This window comes from Flavobacterium sp., from assembly GCF_044369455.1.
Lineage (GTDB): Bacteria > Bacteroidota > Bacteroidia > Flavobacteriales > Flavobacteriaceae > Flavobacterium.
The window spans coordinates 153634-176634 of sequence record NZ_JBIPLW010000002.1; the positions used below are offsets into that span (position 1 = coordinate 153634).

The following is a 23001-nucleotide window of genomic DNA, read 5'->3' on the forward strand; positions in this document are numbered from 1 at the left end:
TAATTTTAACCTTAGATCTTTAATATTCGTAAATTCAATTAGTACTCAAATGAAAAAAATGCTTTTTTTTATATTTACTGCAACGTTGTTTATTAATTCAGGATGTAATAACGACACTGACGAAAATATAATCGAACTAGGTTATATAAAAATTAATGGCGTAAAAAAGTGGATTTATGACCCCGAATTATCAATTTCTATTAATGGTGGTAATTTCACCTATGATCAGCAAACGGGTGAAATTTTGACTGAATTTGTTCAACTAAATATTACTGATCCGAATCAAGTATTACTAAATAATTTTAATAGTAATCCAACTGGGAACTCAATTAATTTAAGATTTGTGATAAACAAATCTGCTTCTGGAAATTTTACTACAGCAATCAATTTATTCCCGCTAGAAGAAAAAAATGTAATAGCAAATTATTCTTTTGACAATGAACCATCAACATCTGTTTATGCTCTGCCAAATCATAAAATCTTTCTGAAAATTACAAATGATATAATACTTATTAAGTTTACTGATGTACAATATGGCACTGAGTTAATTAGTGGCAACTTTAACTTTAACTATTAATTTAATCCCGCTTTGAAATTATTCTTTTTTCATTTCAATATGCGGAATATCATCCTCTAAGTACGTTTCGCTAGTTTGCATAAAGCCATGACTTTCATAGAAATGCTTTAAATACAATTGGGCCGAAATTGTTATTTTGGCTTCATTAAAATGGATTTTAATGGCCTGAATGGCTTCGCGCATTAGTATATGCCCTAACTTTTTTTCTCGATAACTTTGTTTTACAACAACCCTTCCTATGGAAGCTTCATTGAAATAATCTTTGGGCTTAAATAAACGAGCATATGCCACCGTTTGACCATTATCTTCGCCTAAAAGATGTAATGCTTTTTGATCTTTACCATCAATATCCTGATAAACGCAATTTTGCTCTACTAAAAAGACTTCACTACGCAATTGTAGCACATTATAGAGTTCGCTCGTAGAAAGTGCTTCAAATCGCTTTATTTTCCAGTGTAAGTCCATGTTATCTTTTTATTTGAATGGATTTAATAATTGACTCTAATTCGAACATCAAGTCGCGTTTTTCTTTCGAGGGTACGTAGCAAAACCCTTCTAGAACTAAAAGTCTTTTGTTGGCTTTGTCAAATATGACATAATTGATAAATGGTCCTGACATAAAATCATTTTTCATCTGCCATGTCCCTTTTGTTTCATAACATTTATTTCCTGCTAAGATTGTTTTCGAAAAATAGGGTGAATAGGCTGCCTCTGTTACCATTTTAGTGCCATAATCAGAGCCGTGTATATACGCTTTGCCTATAGAATCTCTAATTTTTACAATATCGCTTACAGCATAATTTGGCCGGATGCTTTTCCATTGAACTTGGTAAATTATTAAACTGGTATTTCCGCTAATAATTTCTCTTTTTAGCCAGATGAAGTTTTTCCTTCGCATAACATACTCATACTTTGAAGGAATAAGTAAATCGATGTTGAATTTTTTTTGAATCTTTTTAGTTTCGAGTAATGAATCTTTGAACATTCTCTGATAGTGAGCGATTTCTATCGCTCTCATTTTTTGGATTATCTGTGGTGCATTTTTCTCCAGTAGTTCGATTATTTCAAACGAGGTTTTCCCCGAAATATGAAAGGCATTTTGTGGATTAGCAAATTCGTTTTTTTTAAATTCAAATTTATTTTCATTGGCTTTTTTTACAATAATGATGTTTCTGCTATCGGTTGAAAATCCTTCAAAAAGTTTAACTGGATATTGATTGATAGAAAATAAGGGTTCTTCTTGGGGTAATCCCAATACTGGAGATGCAAATTTATTTCTGATACTATCTCCAACTTCACCATTCCAAAGCTGATCGTCAATAATTACAGAAATGGTATTTATGGCGGCAGAAGATTCTTGGTGAATCTTCTCCTCTTTAAAAGTGCAAGAGCTTAAAATAACCGAGACTAAAAGCCATAAAAAAAGGGTTTTATTCATAAGATAAATAAAACCCAAATTTATAGAAGATTTTCGGATTATCCGTTAATTTTTAATTTCATACCTGGTTTCAAGCTTTCATTTTTTATTCCGTTCCATTTTTTAATATCAGAAGCAGTTACATTATATTTTTTTGCAATGCTGAATAACGAATCGCCTTTCTTAACGTAGTATAATTTTACTTCATTTCTATCATTCACTACAATAGTTTCTCTCTTTGTTGGATTATTTTTGTTATCAGAAGAAATCATGTATTTTTTACCAACAATTAATTTAGTCCCAAATTGAATAGTATTGCTATCCAAATTGTTCCAATCCCTAATGTCTGAAACAGACACATCATATTTTCTGGCAATTATTCCTATACTTTCTCCTTTATCAACTACATGCTCTATGATTTTAACTTCAGCCTTATTTGCTATTTCTGCTTCTGTTTTATCATTTTCGGCCAAAGTTAATTTAGAACCTTGCTCAACATTTAAATCGTCTAAATTATTCCATTTCTTCAAGTCTTCTAAACTAACATTGAATTTTTTTGAAATGCTGAATAAATTATCTCCTTTTTCTACAACATAAAAATCAGTTGCCTTTTCATTGTCATTAGAAGCAATAGAAGTTTCAATTGCATTTTTATCCGCTTTAACTTCTTTTTTAACTGTTGTTACTACTCTTTCATTTTTAATGATTTTCAAACTTTTACCAAGAGCAATATTGCTTCCTTTGATGTGGTTCCATTTTTTTATCGCTGCAACTGAAACACCGTATTTATCTGAGATTTCACCCAGATTATCACCTTTTTTAACTTTGTGGTATTTTACAACATCTTTATAAGAAACAACTTTTTCTTCTTTGAATGTTTTTGATGTGTTAGATGCAATTGCTGTTGACTCTTTTACAGAAACAGTATCTTGTTTTGAAGTTTTGTTGTTGGAAGCAACTGAATCAAAAGTGTAAATTTTTAATTTTCTACCCATGGGCGCTTTGTTGTTTCGCAAATGATTCCATTTCTTAAGCGCTGTCATGGTAACACCATAGCGATCTGAAATCTCGCTTAAACTATCTCCTCTTCTAACTTTGTGGTATTTAACTCTTAAAATCGTTGTGTCGCTATCTGTATCATTTGAATCTCCGGATGCCAATATACTTTCGTAAGGTCTTTCTCTTATGCTTGATTCATAATTTATGAAAGCATAAATTTTATCTTCGTTTGAGGTAAACACGGCTACTTTATTCACAGGCAATCTCAAATAGTGGTTTTCTCCCGTAATGTATGGAACAACTTCTCTTTTATACGATGGATTTAAAAACTGTAATTCGGCAATAGGAACGTCTAATAAATCAGAAATTTGCTTAAAGGTTATTGCATTTTTTACCATAACCGTATCGGTCGCAAAATGATTGGCAATAGCTCTATCCGGTTTAATACCATGTTCTTTATGGTATTCGAAAATATACATCGTAGCCAAAAATGCTGGTAAATATCCTTGCGTTTCTTTTGGTAGGTATTTTCTAATATTCCAGTAGTTTTGTTTTCCGCCAGAACGTCTGATTGCTTTTGCCACATTTCCTGGTCCAGAATTATAAGAAGCCAACACCAAATCCCAATCTCCAAAAATTTTGTACATATTGGTCATGTACTGTGTTGCGGCTTGACTAGATTTTAATGGATCGTTTCGGTCATCAACATAGGAATTGATTTTCAAATCATATTGTTTTCCTGTTTGGTACATAAACTGCCATAAACCAGTTGCGCCAACTCTAGAAACCGCTCGCGGATTTAATGCCGATTCGACAACCGCTAAATATTTTATTTCTAAAGGAATATTTTGAGTCGCTAAAGATTCTTCAAACATTGGAAAATAAAATTGAGAAACTCCCATCAGTCTTTCGAATGCTCTTTTTCTGTTCTTTAAAAAGGATTTGATTACGTTTTCTAAACCAACATTATATTCAATATTAAATGGTGATTTCTCATCCATTTTTTTTAGCCTCTCTTTTAAAAGTTCTGTCGGCAATTCGTAGTCTACCTTTTCATCAACATTGATATTTTTAATATCTGTTGTTAAATCATTGTATAAATCTAAACTGACCATTTCTTTCATCCATAAACTATCAATACATGAAGCAATATTATCATGAACAAAAGTTGCTTTTATAGAATCCAAAACTTCTCTCTTAGTTTGAGGCTTTTTAAATGGCGCAATGTTTAAATCATCCTGAGCAAAAATTACTGAGGAAGTCAAGATTAATACATACGTTACTATTTTTTTTATCATCATAACTTTATTATTATAAAGTGTTATATTATTAAATATAAATTGTTATTAATTCCTAGTAATTTATAACGTAATTTATTGTTATATATTGTGTTGCTGGAGAATTAATCTAAAATAGCTGCTATTCCGGGTAAAACTCTTCCTTCTAACATTTCTAACATAGCTCCGCCGCCAGTTGAAACATAACTCATTTTATCTTCTAAACCAAATTGTTTAACCGCTGCTACCGAATCTCCTCCTCCTACGAGTGAAAAAGCTCCATTTGCAGTTGATTCTGCAATGCAATTTCCAAGCTCAATCGTCCCTTTAGCAAAATTTTCCATTTCAAAAACACCTAAAGGGCCATTCCAAAGTATCGTTTTTGAATTCATAATCACCTCTCTAAAATTAGCTAATGATTTTGGACCAGCATCTAATCCTTGCCATCCATCAGGAATTTCTCTAACATCTACCACTTGAGTATGGGCATCATTTGAAAAAGCATCAGCGGCAACTACATCAATAGGAATATGAATATGAACGTTTTTTTCTTTGGCCAAGTGTAAAATCTCTAAAGCCAATTCTTGTTTATCATCTTCGCAAATAGAATCTCCTATTTTACCTCCTAAAGCTTTTACAAAAGTGAATGTCATTCCACCGCCAATAATCATATGATCCACTTTTTCTAAAATATTCTCAATGACTGTTATTTTAGAAGAAACTTTTGAACCTCCTAATACAGCCGTTACTGGTTTTACTGAGTTATTCAATACTCTATTTAAACTTTCGATTTCTTTAGCCATTAGCAATCCAAAACATTTGTGATTTGGAAAAAATTTAGCAATTATTGTTGTTGAAGCGTGCGCTCTGTGTGCTGTTCCAAAGGCATCATTCACATATATATCGCCAAGAGAAGCCAATTCTTTTGCAAAATTTTCATCACCAGCTTCTTCTTCTGCATAAAAGCGAAGATTTTCTAGCAATAATACTTGGCCTTGTTTTAAGTTATGTGCAGCAGTAGTAGCTAATTCACCTTTGCAATCTGAAGCAAATTGAACGCTAGTTCCTAAAACTTCGGACGCTTTTGCAACAATATGTCGTAATGAATATTGGGCTTCTTTTCCTTTTGGTCTCCCTAAATGAGACATCAAAATTACACTTCCGCCATCCGCTAAAACAGCATCTATAGTTGGTTTTGCGGCTTCAATTCTATTTGCATCTGTGACGTTAAAATTCTCGTCTAATGGCACGTTAAAATCAACTCTAATAATAGCTTTTTTGGCGTTGAAATCGAAATCTTGTAGCGTTTTCATTAAGTAATTTAAAAGGGTTGAATGCTTGCAAATATAATAAAATTTAATTTCATCGGTACTTTTTGTGCTTTTATCGATGTTTTTTAAGAAAATTTTAAGTCATAAAAAGTTAATTTTTAAATAAATCTCTTTTGGATATCTTAACTTCCGTTTCTAAATTAGTAACGAATAACCCATTGCCGATTTACCAATAGCAAAATATTTCTTCTATATTTGCTACATGCAGTTTTCAGATATTCTTGGACAGGATTTTATAAAAAATCATCTCATTAAAAGCGCATTGTCGGGAAGGATTCCACATGCTCAATTATTTATTGGCCCAGAAGGATCAGGAACTTTGGCTGTTGCAATAGCGTATGCACAATTTATTTTATGTTCTAATTCTGGTATTGAAAATAGTGGCGGAAACGAAAGTTGCAATCTAAAATTTAATTCATTTTCTCATCCCGATTTACATTTTGTATATCCCAATGTTACCAATGATGATGTAAAAACCAAACCAAAAAGCGCCGATTTTATTACTGATTGGAGAGAATTTATATCGGCAAACCCTTACGGAAGCTTGTTTGATTGGCACAAACATCTAGGCGTTCAAAACAAACAAGGAGAAATTCGTGTAGAAGATGCTCAAGAAATTTTAAAATCTCTGGCACTTAAATCATATGAAGGTGGTTATAAAATCATGATTGTTTGGATGGCGGACAAAATGAATATAACCGCATCTAATAAATTACTAAAACTATTAGAAGAACCTCCTGAAAAAACTCTTTTTCTCTTAATTTCTGAAAATGAAGAAGATATTATTCAAACGATTCGTTCACGTTGCCAAGTTATTCATTTCGGTGCATTACCCGAAGTTATGATTGCGAATGCCTTAAAAGAAAAATACTTTTTAGATGATGCGTCATCTAGTAAAGTAGCTCATTTAGCTCAAGGAAATTACAATAAAGCCCTTCATATTATAAAAAACGATACGGAAGACATGCCTTTTGAAAAATGGTTTGTTGAATGGGTTCGCGCTGCTTTTAGGGCAAAAGGAAATGCTTCTGCTATTCAAGATTTGATTTTATGGAGTGAAGAAATTGCAAGTTTAGGTCGAGAAGGGCAAAAACAATTTTTGAATTATTGTATTGTGATGTTCCGACAGGCCTTGTTGCATAATTACGAGACAAAAAAATTAGTCTATTTAGAATCAAATATTGAAAAATTTAGTATTGAAAAATTTGCTCCTTTTGTAAATGGAAACAATATAAATAGTATTTTTAAAGAACTTTCTGATGCCATTTATCACATTGAGCGCAATGGAAATGCGAAAATTATACTAACTGATTTATCCATAAAACTGACTCGATTAATACATAAAAATTAAACATTATGAATAACACGGCTTCTATACTCGTTTTGATTTTTTTAGCTGTTACTTTTATTCAATCAGCCTATGACAAAGTGTTTGCCTGGCAAGGAAATATTGATTGGTTGAAAGGGCATTTTGCCAATACTTCTTTACTAAAAAATAATGTTCCGATTGCTTTGGGAATTATATTATTTCTTGAGCTTATTACGGGTGTTTTAACTTTAGTTGGTTGTGTAGAGTTAATGGTCAATGGCGGAAGAGTTTTTGGTTATTATGGCGCTGTTTGTTCATGTATTACATTGATATTTTTACTGTTAGGGCAACGATTAGCAAAAGATTATGATGGCGCAAGAACCATTGCAATTTATTTTGTTCCAGCTGTTTTAGCTGTATTTTGGTTGAACTAATTACAAACTTGCTTTAAAGATTTTCAATTCGTCCCAGGTAAATTTATTTCCTACTTGCTCTTTTAGTATGTTGAGTGTTTCTTCTCTATACCCTTTAAAAACTTTGGTCAATTCTTGTATCTTTTCGTCGGGCAAAACATCTGATATCAAAATGGTTTCTGTTTCTATTAATTTAGCCAAATGACTGTAAATCGTTTGTACGGTAAGCTTACGAATTAATGCAATTTCTTTGATAGTGTTTTTTTCTAACCACAATTCATAAGTTTCCTGTACGGTTGATTTTTTTGGAACCTTGTCCATTTTTTTCTTTTTGGTATAGCGTTCTAAATCAACTTCATCATCAATTAAAGTGATGTTTGCATTTTTAAATTCCTCACGAACTTTTTCTAGTCTTCTAATTTTATAATATTTAATCTCCTCTGAAGTTAATTTTTCTTTAGAAATAGTTTCGCCTTTGACTACGATTTCTATTAATAATTTGGCTTTCATTAATTGTAAAACTGCTTTGATTTGCAAGCCCTCCAAAAACAATAATTCATCATAAAACACTTTGCCTTTTTTAATTCGGATGACTTCTTCCAGTTTCCGTAAGATTTCATAAAACAAAGCATCTAAAGGAACCAAAAAATAAGAATAAGCTGCTTGTATTCTGTCTAAAATGAATTTATAATCAACAGTATCTTCATTGAAAAGTGTATTCAATTGCGAGATGAATTTTTTAGCTGGAACTAAAAGATTTTCAATAGTCTCCGTTTGTTTTTTTGCCCAATCAGCATGTTTTGACTTGGATGATAGTTCTGAATTTTCATTATAACTAAACTGGTGATTTCGCCATTCCTGAGCCAAATCTGTCCAATCAAAACTCGATTTCAAATAGCTCTGTATAAAACTTTTCGTTTCCTGTTTCAAGGTGATTTCTAAAAGTGCTTCGCTTGCTCTGCTTTCGGCATATTCAATTACATCTTGGTCGCTCGAAATACCGTTCATTTGTAGCGCAGAAAGCAAGATCAAGCCATTTAAAGAACGTAATCTAGAAAGCGCCACATAGGCTTGTCCAGGAAGAAACACCTGAGAAACATCTAATGCGGCTTTGTCGAAGGTTAATCCTTGGCTTTTATGAACCGTAATTGCCCAAGCCAATTTAATTGGATAATGGGTAAAAGTTCCTAGTACTTCTTCTTTAATTTCTTTTGTGTTTTCATCAACATAGTAACGAATGTTTTGCCATTCATATCGTTCGACTTCTATGGTTTTATTTTCGTCTAGAAAGTGCACTATAATTTCTCCGTCTGAAAGTGATTTGACTACCCCCATTTTTCCGTTGAAATAATTTTTTTCAAATGACAAATCATTTTTAACAAACATTACTTGAGCTCCAATCTTTAATTCTAAATTTTCTTCCAAAGGATAAATTTTATCTGGAAAATCATCTACAATTAACGCTTTATATACTTTGGTTTTACCTTCTAAATCTGACAATGATTGCGAATTTATGGTGTCCGCTTTTGCGTTGTGGGTTGTAAGAGTAATATAACCTTTATTCGCTTTTAAATCAAAATCAGGTTGAACAAATTGATTGAGAATTTGAAGGTCGTTTTTAGAAATTTGATTGTTACGTAAGTTGTTTAAAACCGTGATAAACTGTTTGTCTGTTTGACGGAAAATTTTAGACAATTCGATATACAACGGAGGGTTTTGTTGAATTACATGCGAATGAAAAAAAAATTTTCCCTTATAATAAGAACGTAAAGTTCGCCATTCTTCTTCTTTAATGATAGGTGGTAATTGTAATAAATCGCCAATAAAAAGTACTTGAACACCACCAAAAGGCTGGTTTTTCTTCCTAACAGATTGTAACATAAAATCTATTGCATCCATCAAATCGGAACGCAACATACTGACTTCATCAATAATAAGCAAGTCCATGTTTTGAATTACCGTCTTTTTTAAAGCGCTCATTCTAAAATGCCTCCGTAACGTTGCTTTGGTTTCAAACTTTGAATATTCTGAAAAGTACGGAGAGGAATTGTCGGGAATAAATCCACCAAAAGGCAATTGAAACAACGAATGAATAGTGACTCCACCGGCGTTTAATGCTGCAATTCCTGTTGGTGCAACAACAACGCAATTTTTATGGGTTGAATGAATTATCTCTTTAAGGAGTGTTGTCTTTCCTGTACCCGCTTTTCCTGTAAGAAAAATAGAGCGGTTGGTTTGATTGATAAATTGCAACACATAGTTTGCTTCGGCTGATAATGATTCCATGGCTTATAATTTAGAAAAACAAATATAAAACATTGTTTATCAACACACAATAAAAAAACGCCTTCAAAAGAGGCGTTTTATGTGATTAGAAGAATACTAATGATTACTTTCCTTCCTTAGAAGTTGCATCTTTTTTATTGGCTGATGTATATTTATCATTAATCATCTTGATAATTTCTTTAGAAATATCATAACTATCTTTTGCGTACAAAACTGATGCTACATCCCCTGTGCCATAAATGTAATCATACCCTTTTTCTTTGCCGTAGTCTTTAATTACTTTTCTGTAACTTTTTACTAAAGAATCAATTTCAACACCGCTTTCTTGTTGCAATTGCTGTAACATTGCTTGTTGTGCATAATTTAATCTTTCTTCTCTTTGTTGTAATTCAGAACCTTTTTGTTGTGCCCAAGCTTGACCATTTTTCATTGCGTTTTCTTTAAAGCTTGCTGCTTCCGATTTGAAACGAGCAACTTCTGCTTCCAATTGATTGCCCATTACTTTGGCCTTCTCTTTGTATTTTGCTTCGATATCTTTTGATTCTTCAGATTCTTCCATCAATTTTGTTGTGTTAATGTAAGCTGTTTTAAATTCTTTAATTTCCGTTGTTTTATTACATGAAATTAGTACAATTGAAAATGCAAATAGGATAAGTGTTTTTTTCATTATGATTTGATATATTTATTTTTCGGATTCAAAAGTATAAAAATAAAATTCAATAACTTTAAAATTACTTTCGTGACTTTTTGTGTTATAGCTTTAAACTATCGTAAAAACAATTTCAATACCTTTTAATTATTATTTTTAGCTTTAAATTAAGCGTTTTAAGAGTCTTTTATATATTTTACAGGGTAATTTCTGTCTGTGGTATTTTTATAAAACCTTGCTTTTTATAGTAGTTTTTATTGGTTTTTTATAACATAAATATGTGACGAATACTCTTTAGTTTGTTTTCCATTACTATTTGATTTCAACCCGACAAAAAAAGCTTTAATGAAATTCATTTTTCCTGTTTTATATTTTTCAGATAATAAGCTCACGTAAAAACTATCAAACTTCATGGGAAGTACTTCAACTAATCTCAACTCTTTTTCGGAAAATAACTTTTCTATGCCTGTTTTTGAAAAATGCCAAATGTGTCTTGGCACATCGTATGCTGCCCAAAATTTTCCGTAATATTGAGCGTCAAAAGATTTAAAATTGGGCACTGCAATTACAATTGTTCCTGTTGGTTTTAGTAGCCTTTTCAGTTCGATAATGTATTCCTCAAGGTTTGGAACGTGTTCTAAAACATGCCACATTGTAATTATATCAAACGAATTATTTTCTAATGAGGATAAACTTTCGGCAAATTTCACTCCTTTGTTAACTGCGATTCCTTTTGCTTTTTCACTTGGTTCGATTCCGGTTGTTTGCCAACCCTCTTTTTTAGCTACAACCAAAAAATCTCCAGTTCCTGCACCAATGTCTAAAAGGGTGCCCTTTTTAGATTGAGCATTGATTAATTTAACTTTATTCTTTAACGCTATGTTTTTTATCAAATGGTACATTCTTTCAAATAAAGTACGCTTCCCGTCGGTATGTGAAATATAATCTTCGCTTTCGTAATAGCTCGGTAATTTTTCTATACTCGGTTTAGGAAAAGTGATTAACAAATCATACTCTGGATTATGATGCAATTCGAAAATTTCTTTTGAAACCGAATAATCTCTAACTTTTTGAAAAAAAATATTGTTTTGAAAACTCATATAAACATTGTATTGATAGGACTTCCCGAAATTCGTTTCACGTGGAACGTATAATTATCTTCCCATGTAAATTAATAAAACCGAAATATCAGATGGTGAAACGCCACTAATTCTCGAAGCTTGTGAAATAGTAACTGGACGTATTGTACTAAGTTTCTGTTTGGCTTCAATTGACATGGATTTAATTTTATGATAATCGAAGTTTTCTGGGATTTTTATGTCTTCTAATCGAATTAATTTTTCAGCATTATTCCTTTCTTTTTCGATATATCCTGAATATTTTACTTGTATCTCGGCTTGCTCAATTATTTCTTTGTCCAAATCGTTTTCTTGAATATAGTGTTGCACTTTTTCAAATTTCAATATATCACCTAATTCCATTTGAGGGCGAGAAAAAACTTTAAACATTTTATCCGATTGAACCATTGGCGCACTTTCCTTTTCAACTAATATTGGATTGGCTTCTTCCTGAGTAACGCTAGTTTCTTTGAAAAAATTGACCATTTTTTCACTTTGATTAAGCTTATGTTCCATTCTTCTCAATCTTTTTTCTGACGCTAAACCTATTTCAAATGATTTTGGCGTTAATCTAAAATCAGCATTGTCTTGACGCAATAACGTTCTGTACTCGGCTCTAGAAGTAAACATTCGGTAGGGTTCTTCAGTTCCTTTGGTAATTAAATCGTCAATCAAAACACCAATGTAAGCTTCGTCCCGACGCAAAATCATTGGCGCTTGCTCTTTTACTTTAAGGGCTGCATTGATACCTGCCATCATTCCTTGTGACGCGGCTTCTTCATAACCTGTTGTTCCGTTAATTTGTCCAGCAAAGTACAATCCTTCAACCAGCTTGGTTTCTAGAGTATGCTTTAATTGTGTTGGCGGGAAATAATCATATTCGATAGCATAACCAGGGCGAAAAAATTTAACTTTTTCAAATCCTGCTACCGACCGTAATGCTTTAAACTGTATGTCTTCGGGCAACGAAGTAGAAAAACCATTTACATAAACTTCTACGGTATTCCATCCTTCGGGTTCAATAAACAATTGATGTCTTTCTTTATCGGCAAAACGGTTTATCTTATCCTCTATTGATGGGCAATAACGTGGTCCAATACTTTTTATTCTTCCGTTAAACATAGGAGAACGATCAAAACCTTCACGCAAAATATCGTGAACTTCGTTTGACGTATACGTCATATGACACAATTTTTGATGAGTCAATGGTTTAGTTTCATCGGAATATGAAAATTTATCAGGGATTAAATCGCCTGGCTCTTCTCTCATTTTAGAATAATCTAATGAGCGACCATCAACTCTGGGTGGCGTTCCTGTTTTCATTCTGCCTGCTTCGAAACCAACTTTTACTAAATCATCTGTTATTCCATAGACGGCACTTTCGCCTGCTCTTCCTCCGCCAAACTGTTTATCACCTATATGAATTAATCCATTAAGAAAAGTTCCATTAGTAAGCACAACCGTTTTCGCTTTAATTTCTATTCCAAGTGATGTTGTAATTCCTTCAATTTTATTGTTTTTAATCAAAAGCCCTTTGACCATTTCTTGGTAAAAATCTAAATTAGGTGTTCTTTCTAACATCAATCGCCATTCTTCAGAGAAACGCATTCGGTCCGACTGTACTCTAGGCGACCACATGGCGGGCCCTTTTGATTTATTCAACATTTTAAACTGAACAGCTGTTTTATCAGAAACAATTCCAGAGTATCCTCCTAGCGCATCAATTTCACGAACAATTTGCCCTTTTGCAATTCCTCCCATTGCGGGATTGCATGACATTTGAGCAATGTTTTGTAAACTCATGGTTACGAGTAACGTTGAGCAACCTAAGTTTGCCGATGCCGCCGCCGCCTCACAACCTGCGTGACCTGCGCCAACCACAATAACATCATACTTTTCTAAAAACATATTAATTGTGTTTCACGTGGAACATCATCATTTTTTCTTCTTCTTTTTGACGCATAAGTAATTCGTCTAACTCGTTTTTGTCTTTGTAACCACAATAGTGTAGGACGCCGTGAGCCATAACTCTTTTTAATTCATTTTCAAATGATACATTGAAATCTTCTGCATTATCACGCACTCTTTCAATAGAAATAAAAATATCCCCATGTAGTTCGTTTCCTATAGAATAATCAAAGCTAATAATGTCTGTAAGTGTGTCGTGATTCAAATACTGTACGTTCATTTCAACTAAAAAAGCATCATCACAAAAGATGTAATTAATCTCCCCTTCGTTCTTGCTTTCAGAAATAATTACTTCTGAAATCCAACTTGAATATTCGATTTCATTCTCTAAATTAAAATCTATCTCGTAATTAAAACTAATCATTGGTCTTAAAATATTCTTGAACCTTTTGGTTGAAATTGGAGCGCAAAGGTAAGCTTTGTCTATTTAAAATTTCAATACTATTCAAATAATCTTGAAGACGAATTGGTAAAGCATTAGCTTGATTGCTATACTCTTTTTTATTGGTTTCAGACTGTCTCTTCTTATCTTCACCTTGCTGTTGAAGCGCTTTATCTAACTTTAATAACTCGTACTTTACATTCAAAATCTTTTGAAGCGTTTCATTATTAAATCCTTTGTTTAATAGCTGCTTTTCTATTTGCTTCATTTGATCAAGAGCGTTTTGACCATTCCCTCCAACGCCTTGTTTTTTAAGTTCTTTTTCTAAGGCTTCTCGCAATTGTTGTTGTTCTTTATAAATCTCCATTATGGCTTTAGCGTCGCCTTCACCGTCTTGTCCGTTTTCTCGTCCTTTTTCGTTTCCTTGTCCTTTTCCGTTTTCACCCTTTCCTTCACTGCCTTTTCCGCTTCCTCCTTTTCCGCCTTGCTGACCTTCACCCGGTTTTTTTCCTTCTTTTCCTTGACCTTCTTTTTCTCCTTGATTTCCTTCTTGTCCTTCTCCAGGTTTGTCACCTTTTTTCATCCCCTTTTTCATTTTCTCTCCTAAACCTTCCTGCTTTTTTATGATATCCGGCAACTGCATTCCTTGTCCCTGGCCTTGACCAGGTTTTGGTTTACCTGCGCCGGCACCTGACATTTGCATTTGCATACCGTTCAAAATATCACTTAACATATCTGCCAATTTATTAGAAGAGGATACCGCATATTGTTGGTGCGAATTCCCTTTTGGCACGTCAGCTTCAGCCAAAGTTTCTATTGCTTTATCAACGTTGTATTGCACGTTTCCAATTTCCTTAGTAACCTCTTCTGCAATTTTAGGATTACGTAATGACATCGCGAACAAACTATCGTCAACGTGTTTGAATTGCTGTTTTAAATCTTGCTGAATTTTTAGATTTTTGTTAAAGGACGGCGCACCACGTTTAAGATTCCTAAACTGTTTCATTACATCCTCTTGTGAAAATGAATAGGCTAAAAGGTTGTCTAATATTTGACGCAACATAGCAACATCTTCCTCCATTTGTTCCGCTTCACTAGATGCCATTTGCTCTTGCATCTGTTGGCTCATTTGTTTCATTTTTTTCGAAGCGCTTTTTTGTTTTGACTTAGCTTTCTCTTTTTGTTGCTTCTGTAATTGATCTTTCGCATCTTTCAAATCCTCATCAATGCTTTTTTCTTTCTCTTCGGTTTTAGGAATATCCATTGGAGCTTTTAACTCCTTATTGTCTTTTTGTAGCTCTTTCAACTCTTCTTGAAGCTTGTCAAAAGCTGTGTTAATTTCCTCCTGTTTCTCTACATTATTTTCTTCTTGTTTCTCTGCTAATTTATCCTGTTTCTCTGCAAGCTTGTTCATTTTCTCTGCAATTTGTTGCGCTTTTTTCTCTACGTAATACCGTTTTGTAAGCTCAACTAATTGCTCCAAACTTTTTGTTTGATTCTTGCTAGCTTGCTGGAATTTCTCCATCTTTTCAAACAACTCTTCTTTACTAATTTTGTCATTCAGTCTCTGAAGTTCATCTAAAAGTTTCTTGTTCTTATCAAGTTCTTCTTTGGTTTTTTCTAATCTATCTTGAAGCAATTCTTTTTTCCCGTCTTTCTTTTCCGATTTAAACTGCTCTAAATTATCTTTCAACTTTTCTGAAAACTCTTTCATCATTTCGTCTTGTTGCTTTTGACGTTGAATGAAATCATTCACTTTTTGCTGTTCTTTATATTCAAGATTATCTTTCTCTTTGCCCATTTTTTTAAGTTTATCCATTTCAGATAACTGCTTGTCTTGCGCTTTTAATGATTTAGCTAATGAGCTTATATTCTCATTTTGTTGGTTCATCATTTCATCCTGCTTTTCCTCTTCTGTGGCAATTCTGCTACTAAACACAGAAGATTTGGTGCTTTTGAGGTTGTGAAGTGCATCGTTGTCGAAAATTTCAAAATAATACTCATAGGAAACACCTTCTTCTACAGGAAGATTGCTTGGGAATGAAAATACAAACTGGTCGTAAATGTCTTTTTTAACATTAATCAAAGCTCGTTTAGCTAGGTTTGGTTTGTCTTTTGGATAATAGATTATTTGCAATTTTGATAGGCCATAATCGTCGGAAACTTGTCCTAAAACAAAGTTTTTATTTACCTTCAAACTATCCGGAGCATTATTTACATTAATAGTAGGAAACTGATCTTTAATTATGGATATCTGATAATTTAACTTTTCGTAATTCTGAACTTTATTATTTGAGGTAAGAATTTGATAATCTATATTTTGAAGTATACTTTTTGACAAAGTGAAAATATTCTCTTGTTTTACAAAAGTATAACGTGCTTTGTCGCTTACCCAATCTACTTTTTGAGTAGCTAAGGTATTCATGCGCCATGTTACTCTTGCTCCTTCGGGAATAATAGCATTTCCCGTTCCTTTGATTAATTCCGGTTTTTTATTCAAATAACTAGGAAAGTTCAAAACCATTTCAAAATTGGCTATTGAAGGAACAACAATAACTTTCAACTCATAATCGCGAGAAGAAACGTCATTGCTTTCGATATGAAATTCTAGGTCTTCAGAAGGTTTTGGAATGACAAACTCAAATTCACCACTTTTATTACTTTCCATAAAATAGCTTTCTTCTCCAATGAAAATCATTGCATTTTCGGGAACTACATTGCCTATCGTTTTTACCTTTAGTAAAAAATCTTTGTTTTGTTCGGTTTTTAAATTTTCATTAACAACCACAAATTCAAATGGTGCTGGAGGTAAAAATTGTTGCTTGAAATGCACCACACGATTTAAACTTTGCGATAATATTTCTCCTTTGCCGGAAATCAAGAAAAACAAAAAGAACAAAATAGGAATGATGGCAAGCGGTAAATATTTCTTGTTCTTCCCTAAATTGATTGCCTTTCCAAAAGGAATGGGTTGCAAGGTGTTTGCCTTTTGATCAATTGAAGCTACTAATAATTCAGACTTGTTTTGGTCTTGTGATAATTGCAGAAAGTTGGTAAGCTTATCGCCTACTTCATTAAAATGATTTCCTATAATATTTGACGCTTCATTATAATCAATGCCTTTTTGAATTTTAAACAATTTAAAAATGGGAAACAAAATAAAACGCAGTAATAGAAATATTTCTACAACGACAAACGCAACAAATAAAACAGTTCTTGAAAAAGGTTTTAACCAAAGAAAATACTCAACAAAGAGCGTGAAAATAAAATACAACAAACCTATACCAACAAAAAAAATGGTGCCACGCAGCAATTCGTTGGTATAATACTTTTTTATAAATGCTTCTAGCTTTTGATAAATAATAGTTGAATTTGCCAATTTTTTACTTCTTTTTTATAACCGATAAATGTACAATTTAAATTAAATAAGAAAGCGTTAAAAAAAAGTCAAAGAAAAAAACTTGCGAATTATTAAATTCTTGACTATTTTTAAAGTCAAATAAAACTAAAGATGAAATATTTATTGTCATTTATCATTCCTATTGTCGGCGTTTTAGGTATTTATTATGGCGGAATTTTCTCCTATGCTGCTTTGCTTTTTGCCTTTGTTTTATTTCCTATTTTAGAATTGCTTTTACCCATAGATAAGGAAAATTATACAGAATCAGAGGTTAAAAATAGACTTAAAAACAAATTATTTGATGTTTTATTGTATTTAAACGTTCCTATTGTTTATGGTTCATTAGTTTTCACATTGTATAAAATCTCTCATGTAAATTTAACTTTGTTTGAAATCATTGGAATGACTATTAGTTTGGGAATTATTCTTGGTTCAAACGGAATCAATGTAGCACATGAACTAGGTCACAGAGAAAAACTATTCGAGAGAATTCTTGGGAAAATCCTTTTAATTCCATCTCATTATACACATTTTTTTATAGAACACAATCACGGACATCATTTAGATGTTTCCACTCCCAAAGATCCATCGACTGCAAAATACAATCAGAATTTATATGCATTTTGGTTTCAAACAGTATTTGGTACTTATATCAAAGCGTGGCAAATTCAAAAGAAACTGAATCAATCAGAAAATCGATCTTTCTTTTCTTTAAAAAACGACATGTTTTGGTTTACACTTATTCAAATAAGCTATCTTATTATACTATTTTATTTCTTCGGAAGCGTTGGTTTAATTGTTGCTTTATTGGCTGGTATTGTTGGTTTTTTGTTGTTGGAAAGCATCAATTACATAGAACATTATGGTTTGAAAAGAAACCTTTTGCCTTCTGGTAGATATGAGCGCGTTTCCGAAAAACATTCTTGGAATTCCAATCATGTATTAGGTAGAATTGTGCTTTATGAACTAACACGACACAGCGATCATCATTTCAAATCACAAAAGAAATACCAAATTTTGGAATACCACGATGTTTCTCCTCAAATGCCATTTGGATATCCCACTTCGATCGTTATATCCTTCTTTCCACCACTTTGGTTCGCAATAATGAATAAAAGAATTCCTTTGGAAATGAAAAGCTAAAATCTTCCAGCTTCTAGCTTCCAACTTCTGTTTATCTTTACGCAAAATTTTACAATAATGTCTAAACAAGTTCGTGTGCGTTTTGCACCAAGTCCGACTGGACCATTACACATTGGCGGTGTAAGAACAGCGCTTTTCAATTATCTTTTTGCAAAAAAACATAAGGGCGTTTTCTATCTTCGAATTGAAGACACTGACCAAAATCGTTTTGTTCCTGGAGCTGAAGAATATATTTTTGAAGCTCTCGAATGGCTTGGAATTGCACCAAGTGAAACTATTGGGAAGAATGAAAAATTTGGTCCTTACCGCCAATCCGAAAGAAAAGAATTATACAAACAATATGCTGACCAATTAATCAATTCAGGCTGGGCGTATTACGCTTTTGATACGGCTGAAGCTTTGGATGAGCATAGAAAACAACACGAAGAACAAGGAAAAACATTTATTTACAACTGGCACAATCGTGAAAAGTTGGATACTTCTTTAGTCATTTCTAAGGAAGAAACAGAGAAAAGAATTGCGTCTGGCGAAGCGTATGTGATTCGTTTTAAAACTCCGGTGAATGAAACCTTGCAGTTGCATGACCTCATTCGAGGTGAGATACATTTTGAAACCAATTTGTTAGACGATAAAGTTTTGTTTAAATCGGATGGTATGCCAACCTATCATTTGGCAAATATTGTGGATGATCATTTAATGGAAACGTCGCATGTTATTCGTGGTGAAGAATGGTTGCCATCGATGCCGTTGCATAGTTTATTATACAAAGCATTTGGTTGGGAAGCGCCCCAATTTGCTCATTTACCCTTGATTTTAAAACCTGTTGGCAATGGAAAACTATCCAAACGCGACGGCGATAAATTAGGGTTTCCGGTGTTTCCATTAGAATGGAAAAGTGAAGAAGGGGTTTCATCAGGTTATAGAGAAAATGGCTTTTTCCCAGAAGCGGTGATTAACTTCTTGGCTTTATTGGGGTGGAATGATGGAACGGATCAGGAATTATTTTCGTTAGATGAATTGGTTGAAAAATTTGATTTGAATAGAGTTCATAAAGCAGGCGCTAAATTTGATCCTGAAAAAAACAAATGGTTCAATCATCAGTATTTGCAAAAACAAAGCGATGAAAGTTTGGCGGAAAGCTTTGCTAGAGATTCTTCCTTCGTCAGAATGACAAAAAAACCCGAAATGACAAAACTGGTGAAAATTGTTTCACTAATAAAAGAACGCGCCAACTTCGTCTCAGAATTCTGGGAATTAAGTAATTTCTTTTTTGAAGCACCCACTTCTTATGATGAAAAAGCCGCTAAAAACTGGAATTCAGCTACGCCAGAATTAATGAAACAATTGATTTCCGTTTTAGCGTCTATTGAAGATTTTACATCCGTAAACATTGAAACTATTGTCAAAGATTGGATGACGGCAACCGAAATTGGAATGGGAAAAGTAATGCAGCCGTTCCGTTTGAGTTTGGTGGGTGCACTAAAAGGACCACATCTTTTTGATATAGTGGAATTGATTGGAAAAGAAGAAACTATCAGGCGATTACAAACTGCCATCAGCAGTTTATAACCCTAACTTCATTTTGCTTACTAGTTATTTAGTTTGGTTTAAACATTACCAATAAACAAAAAATCCAGATAAACTCGGGATTTTTTATAAATTAAATATAACCTGAGCGTTTATTACTCCCAAGTTTCCTCTGAAGCTATCCCCATTATTCAATGCCTGTAAAGTATCATCTTTATTGAGTTTGTTTAATATATTAATAAAACCATATTCATAAAAAATAACGGCACGAACGGTTTTACTTCCTGCGGAACATCCTAGATAAAAGTTGCCACTTATCGGAGAAATATCTACTATCTGATTTGCCTTTAACATAGTTCCTTTTAAAACTTTGTCTTCATCTGAAGAGGCGACACCTAGCTTTCCATTGATTTGAAGTACCGGTCCAAAATCTAAAGAAACATGGTCTTCAACTACATTATAACTTAATAATAATCGAACTTTTACCCCTTGAATGCTGTACTTTATTTTTTGATCAAAGTTAGATTCTAATGAAAAGTTGTTTGCAAAAAATTGCATCCCGTAAATCATACTCCAGTCGTTGTAATAATTTCCTCTTACCGAAAGTCCACCTGCAAAACCTAATTCGGGCTTGGCATTAAAATTACTCGTAAATAATGTGGTTTGTGAAACGCCTCCCGAAATTCCAATTCTATTTCCGTCTCTATAGCCATATTGTGCAAATCCAAAAGTTGAAGTAAACAACAAAAGAAATAAGAATTTTTTAATCATAATCTGTAGCTTTTAATTTGTAACAAACATACATATATTTCGTATAAAGACTATACTAACAATTTTAAATTTATAAAAATGCACATTATTATTTACGTGTTTTTAGTTTTCGGACTATTAATATTATTTTCTTCCTTTTTTACGGTAAAGCAGCAAACCGCTGTAATTATTGAGCGTTTCGGAAAGTTTTTAAGCATTCGACAATCTGGACTTCAATTGAAAATTCCTTTGATTGATAGAATAGCGGGTCGAGTAAATCTTAAAATTCAACAACTAGACGTCATTATTGAGACCAAAACCAAGGACAACGTATTTGTAAAACTAAAAGTTTCTGTACAATTTATGGTGGTGAAAGACACGGTTTATGATGCTTTTTACAAATTAGAATATCCTCATGATCAAATTACTTCCTATGTTTTTGATGTGGTCAGAGCCGAAGTTCCAAAGTTAATTCTTGATGATGTATTCGAAAGAAAAGACGACATCGCTATTGCTGTAAAAAGAGAATTGAACGAAGCCATGACTACTTATGGTTACACGATTATCAATACTTTGGTTACCGATATTGATCCTGATATTCAAGTGAAAAATGCGATGAACAGAATTAACGCTGCCGATAGAGAAAAAACGGTAGCCGAGTTTGAAGCCGAAGCATCAAGAATTAGAATTGTTGCCAAAGCCAAAGCAGAAGCAGAAAGCAAACGTTTACAAGGGCAAGGTATTGCGGACCAAAGAAGAGAAATTGCAAAAGGATTGGTAGAAAGTGTGGATGTGTTGAATAAAGTTGGGATTAACTCTCAGGAAGCATCGGCGTTGATTGTTGTTACGCAACATTATGATACGCTACAAGCAATAGGTGCTGACACCAATTCCAATTTGATTTTGTTGCCCAATTCTCCTCAAGCCGGAAGCGACATGTTAAACAATATGGTGGCTAGTTTTACAGCTAGTAATCTAGTTGGAGAGTCTATGAAAACCGGAATGAGAAAGGTTGAGCCAAACAAGAAAAAAGGTACTAACCATAAAATTAATGACGAGGAAGAACCAACCGAGACTGATGTGTAATATTGATTCCATCAGAATTTGAGTGGGTATTACCAAAATATGCATTATTTTGAAATATAAAGCCCATAAATTAAACCATTAAGAAATTAAGTAAATTAAGGCTTAATGTTTCTTAATTTCTTAATGGTTTATCTTATAACTAAAACCCACAAATTCTTGGTAAAACAATAAAAAAGAGGCCTAATCGCCTCTTTTTCTGTTTACATACCAATTGATTGCTATTGGAATTAGTGTTTTCAAAATCGTACCATACGTTCCTGATGAGAAATTTGAAACGCTTTCCAAAATCTTGTTAACTTTCCTAAACGGAAGAATGCTTTCTTTGGTTTTATCAATACTTAATACAATCTTTTGATATTGTATTTCCCTTTCTATTTTTAGGATTTGTAACTCTTGTTCGATTTCAGCGTAGGAAGAATATTTTTTGGTTTCCATAATTAATCATTAAAAAATATTTCTGAGAATTTCTCTAAAATGGGTCCTTCAACAATTCTATCTTTTACGAAGAATAGAAGTAATGCTAAAACTAAATAAATTCCCGCTACACACAAAAACCCTAAAGGGTAACTGTTCAACATCTCGCCAAAAACAAACGCTCCTGAAATTGATATAAACAGTAAAACAATCATCAAACAAAAAGCGATTAAGAAAAACTTAACCATCAATGTGGTTGACTTCATGGCAACCTTAAAACCCCAAAGTTTATAGTAAGCCAAACTGGTTTCTATGTATGCTTTGGTATTTTCCTGAATGCCTTCTGCATTTTGTTTTAATTCTTCAAAAGCCATTATTTGTGAAGTTTTGCGTTTTGTTTTTTAAGCTCTGCTAATTTCTCTTCCAAAAAAGTAATTGTTTCTTCCGCTTTGTAACTTGAGTCCGAAAGCAAATCATTAACCGTGTCTTTCAAATCGTCTTTTGTTTTTGAGAACTTTTCTTTGGTTTCTGTTTCAAGGAAGTCCCATTTTGATTTGGCGCTGTCCTTCAAATCATCTAAACCATCCTTGATTTTTTCTCGCGTTTTTGTCCCTTTATCGGGAGCAAATAAAATTCCTAATCCCAATCCGACTGCTGCTCCAGCAAGAAGGGCTAAAATGCTATTATTGTTTGAACTTGACATGATTTCTAAAATTTAATCAGTTAAAGGTATGAAAAAAATGTTTACTTTTTACGGTTTACAGTAAACAGTAAATAGTAAACAAAATTCTAAAAAAAGCGTTATTTTTAATCAAAAAACGAAATAAGAAGTTTAAATCGACGTTTAAAAACAAACCAACAGGAAACAAGAAAAATATTTTAAAGCGTCTTAAAACAAAAATATGAAAGTCTTTTTTAATAGTAAAACAAAATAGCTTTCTTAATAATAATAGTA

The 23001-nt window shown here is 32.9% G+C and carries 20 protein-coding genes; 6 read left to right on the top strand and 14 right to left on the bottom strand.

Annotation, left to right across the window (positions count from 1 at the left end; genetic code table 11):
- Window positions 1-49: 49 nt before the first annotated feature.
- Window positions 50-577 (top strand): hypothetical protein, encoded by a 528-nt coding sequence (locus tag ACIQ2L_RS02805; protein ID WP_396156230.1) that lies wholly within the window; start codon window positions 50-52, stop codon window positions 575-577.
- An 18-nt stretch (window positions 578-595) separates the two neighbouring features.
- Here ACIQ2L_RS02805 and ACIQ2L_RS02810 read toward each other — a convergent pair whose 3' ends face one another.
- From ACIQ2L_RS02810 to ACIQ2L_RS02825, 4 genes are all read right to left on the bottom strand, one after another.
- Entirely contained in the window at window positions 596-1042 is a 447-nt protein-coding gene (locus tag ACIQ2L_RS02810) for a GNAT family N-acetyltransferase (protein ID WP_396156232.1), read from the bottom strand.
- A 1-nt stretch (window position 1043) separates the two neighbouring features.
- Window positions 1044-2015 (bottom strand): DUF4837 family protein, encoded by a 972-nt coding sequence (locus ACIQ2L_RS02815; protein WP_396156234.1) that lies wholly within the window; start codon window positions 2013-2015, stop codon window positions 1044-1046.
- Window positions 2016-2053: 38 nt separating this feature from the next.
- The gene (locus tag ACIQ2L_RS02820; protein WP_396156236.1) at window positions 2054-4294 is read right to left on the bottom strand and encodes a LysM peptidoglycan-binding domain-containing protein; all 2241 of its coding nucleotides are present in this window, start codon (window positions 4292-4294) and stop codon (window positions 2054-2056) included.
- Between the two features lie 101 nt (window positions 4295-4395).
- Entirely contained in the window at window positions 4396-5583 is a 1188-nt protein-coding gene (locus ACIQ2L_RS02825; protein ID WP_396156238.1) for a phosphoglycerate kinase, read from the bottom strand.
- A gap of 220 nt (window positions 5584-5803) precedes the next feature.
- Between ACIQ2L_RS02825 and ACIQ2L_RS02830 the strand changes: the two genes are divergently transcribed.
- Window positions 5804-6952: an ATP-binding protein gene (locus ACIQ2L_RS02830; RefSeq protein ID WP_396156240.1), complete on the top strand. Its 1149-nt coding sequence runs from the start codon at window positions 5804-5806 to the stop codon at window positions 6950-6952.
- Between the two features lie 5 nt (window positions 6953-6957).
- Window positions 6958-7344, top strand: a complete 387-nt coding sequence (locus ACIQ2L_RS02835) for a DoxX family protein (protein ID WP_396156242.1) — start codon at window positions 6958-6960, stop codon at window positions 7342-7344.
- On the opposite strand, the gene ACIQ2L_RS02840 is transcribed toward ACIQ2L_RS02835, so the two are convergent.
- The 6 genes from ACIQ2L_RS02840 to ACIQ2L_RS02865 all read right to left on the bottom strand — a co-directional run bounded on the left by ACIQ2L_RS02840 (window position 7345) and on the right by ACIQ2L_RS02865 (window position 17105).
- Window positions 7345-9609, bottom strand: a complete 2265-nt coding sequence (locus tag ACIQ2L_RS02840) for a helix-turn-helix domain-containing protein (RefSeq protein WP_396156244.1) — start codon at window positions 9607-9609, stop codon at window positions 7345-7347.
- Window positions 9610-9712: 103 nt separating this feature from the next.
- Entirely contained in the window at window positions 9713-10276 is a 564-nt protein-coding gene (locus ACIQ2L_RS02845; protein ID WP_396156246.1) for an OmpH family outer membrane protein, read from the bottom strand.
- Between the two features lie 236 nt (window positions 10277-10512).
- Window positions 10513-11358 (bottom strand): class I SAM-dependent methyltransferase, encoded by an 846-nt coding sequence (locus ACIQ2L_RS02850; protein WP_396156248.1) that lies wholly within the window; start codon window positions 11356-11358, stop codon window positions 10513-10515.
- A 54-nt stretch (window positions 11359-11412) separates the two neighbouring features.
- A complete protein-coding gene (mnmG, locus tag ACIQ2L_RS02855) occupies window positions 11413-13284 on the bottom strand; it encodes a tRNA uridine-5-carboxymethylaminomethyl(34) synthesis enzyme MnmG (protein WP_396156250.1) in 1872 nt (623 codons plus the stop codon).
- Window position 13285: 1 nt separating this feature from the next.
- Window positions 13286-13708, bottom strand: a complete 423-nt coding sequence (ybeY, locus tag ACIQ2L_RS02860; RefSeq protein WP_396156252.1) for an rRNA maturation RNase YbeY — start codon at window positions 13706-13708, stop codon at window positions 13286-13288.
- Window positions 13701-17105, bottom strand: a complete 3405-nt coding sequence (locus ACIQ2L_RS02865; protein ID WP_396156254.1) for a hypothetical protein — start codon at window positions 17103-17105, stop codon at window positions 13701-13703. The genes ybeY and ACIQ2L_RS02865 overlap by 8 nt, the downstream gene beginning before the upstream one ends.
- Window positions 17106-17237: 132 nt before the next feature.
- Here ACIQ2L_RS02865 and ACIQ2L_RS02870 point away from each other — a divergent pair, with 132 nt between their 5' ends.
- Window positions 17238-18269, top strand: a complete 1032-nt coding sequence (locus ACIQ2L_RS02870; protein ID WP_396156256.1) for an alkane 1-monooxygenase — start codon at window positions 17238-17240, stop codon at window positions 18267-18269.
- Window positions 18270-18326: 57 nt separating this feature from the next.
- Window positions 18327-19838 carry a glutamate--tRNA ligase gene (gene gltX, locus ACIQ2L_RS02875; RefSeq protein ID WP_396156258.1) on the top strand — a complete coding sequence of 504 codons (1512 nt, stop codon included), beginning with the start codon at window positions 18327-18329 and terminating at the stop codon, window positions 19836-19838.
- Between the two features lie 84 nt (window positions 19839-19922).
- On the opposite strand, the gene ACIQ2L_RS02880 is transcribed toward gltX, so the two are convergent.
- Window positions 19923-20567, bottom strand: coding sequence for a PorT family protein (locus ACIQ2L_RS02880; protein WP_396156260.1), 645 nt, complete (start codon window positions 20565-20567; stop codon window positions 19923-19925).
- A 78-nt stretch (window positions 20568-20645) separates the two neighbouring features.
- Between ACIQ2L_RS02880 and ACIQ2L_RS02885 the strand changes: the two genes are divergently transcribed.
- Complete coding sequence (locus tag ACIQ2L_RS02885) at window positions 20646-21632, top strand: SPFH domain-containing protein (protein WP_396156262.1); 987 nt, start codon at window positions 20646-20648, stop codon at window positions 21630-21632.
- Window positions 21633-21812: 180 nt separating this feature from the next.
- On the opposite strand, the gene ACIQ2L_RS02890 is transcribed toward ACIQ2L_RS02885, so the two are convergent.
- From ACIQ2L_RS02890 to ACIQ2L_RS02900, 3 genes are read right to left on the bottom strand one after another with little or no spacing between them, the layout of a single operon-like run.
- Window positions 21813-22067, bottom strand: coding sequence for a DUF6327 family protein (locus ACIQ2L_RS02890; RefSeq protein WP_396156264.1), 255 nt, complete (start codon window positions 22065-22067; stop codon window positions 21813-21815).
- Window positions 22068-22069: 2 nt separating this feature from the next.
- Complete coding sequence (locus tag ACIQ2L_RS02895; RefSeq protein ID WP_396156265.1) at window positions 22070-22420, bottom strand: competence protein; 351 nt, start codon at window positions 22418-22420, stop codon at window positions 22070-22072.
- Window positions 22420-22749 carry a YtxH domain-containing protein gene (locus tag ACIQ2L_RS02900; protein ID WP_396156267.1) on the bottom strand — a complete coding sequence of 110 codons (330 nt, stop codon included), beginning with the start codon at window positions 22747-22749 and terminating at the stop codon, window positions 22420-22422. The genes ACIQ2L_RS02895 and ACIQ2L_RS02900 overlap by 1 nt, the downstream gene beginning before the upstream one ends.
- Window positions 22750-23001: the final 252 nt, after the last annotated feature.

Coding starts and splice junctions, on each gene's coding strand:
- ACIQ2L_RS02805 (WP_396156230.1), top strand. CDS start 50: ATGAAAAAAATGCTTTTTTTTATATTTACTGCAACGTTGTTTATTAAT.
- ACIQ2L_RS02810 (WP_396156232.1), bottom strand. CDS start 1,042: ATGGACTTACACTGGAAAATAAAGCGATTTGAAGCACTTTCTACGAGC.
- ACIQ2L_RS02815 (WP_396156234.1), bottom strand. CDS start 2,015: ATGAATAAAACCCTTTTTTTATGGCTTTTAGTCTCGGTTATTTTAAGC.
- ACIQ2L_RS02820 (WP_396156236.1), bottom strand. CDS start 4,294: ATGATGATAAAAAAAATAGTAACGTATGTATTAATCTTGACTTCCTCA.
- ACIQ2L_RS02825 (WP_396156238.1), bottom strand. CDS start 5,583: ATGAAAACGCTACAAGATTTCGATTTCAACGCCAAAAAAGCTATTATT.
- ACIQ2L_RS02830 (WP_396156240.1), top strand. CDS start 5,804: ATGCAGTTTTCAGATATTCTTGGACAGGATTTTATAAAAAATCATCTC.
- ACIQ2L_RS02835 (WP_396156242.1), top strand. CDS start 6,958: ATGAATAACACGGCTTCTATACTCGTTTTGATTTTTTTAGCTGTTACT.
- ACIQ2L_RS02840 (WP_396156244.1), bottom strand. CDS start 9,609: ATGGAATCATTATCAGCCGAAGCAAACTATGTGTTGCAATTTATCAAT.
- ACIQ2L_RS02845 (WP_396156246.1), bottom strand. CDS start 10,276: ATGAAAAAAACACTTATCCTATTTGCATTTTCAATTGTACTAATTTCA.
- ACIQ2L_RS02850 (WP_396156248.1), bottom strand. CDS start 11,358: ATGAGTTTTCAAAACAATATTTTTTTTCAAAAAGTTAGAGATTATTCG.
- mnmG (WP_396156250.1), bottom strand. CDS start 13,284: ATGTTTTTAGAAAAGTATGATGTTATTGTGGTTGGCGCAGGTCACGCA.
- ybeY (WP_396156252.1), bottom strand. CDS start 13,708: ATGATTAGTTTTAATTACGAGATAGATTTTAATTTAGAGAATGAAATC.
- ACIQ2L_RS02870 (WP_396156256.1), top strand. CDS start 17,238: ATGAAATATTTATTGTCATTTATCATTCCTATTGTCGGCGTTTTAGGT.
- gltX (WP_396156258.1), top strand. CDS start 18,327: ATGTCTAAACAAGTTCGTGTGCGTTTTGCACCAAGTCCGACTGGACCA.
- ACIQ2L_RS02880 (WP_396156260.1), bottom strand. CDS start 20,567: ATGATTAAAAAATTCTTATTTCTTTTGTTGTTTACTTCAACTTTTGGA.
- ACIQ2L_RS02885 (WP_396156262.1), top strand. CDS start 20,646: ATGCACATTATTATTTACGTGTTTTTAGTTTTCGGACTATTAATATTA.
- ACIQ2L_RS02890 (WP_396156264.1), bottom strand. CDS start 22,067: ATGGAAACCAAAAAATATTCTTCCTACGCTGAAATCGAACAAGAGTTA.
- ACIQ2L_RS02895 (WP_396156265.1), bottom strand. CDS start 22,420: ATGGCTTTTGAAGAATTAAAACAAAATGCAGAAGGCATTCAGGAAAAT.
- ACIQ2L_RS02900 (WP_396156267.1), bottom strand. CDS start 22,749: ATGTCAAGTTCAAACAATAATAGCATTTTAGCCCTTCTTGCTGGAGCA.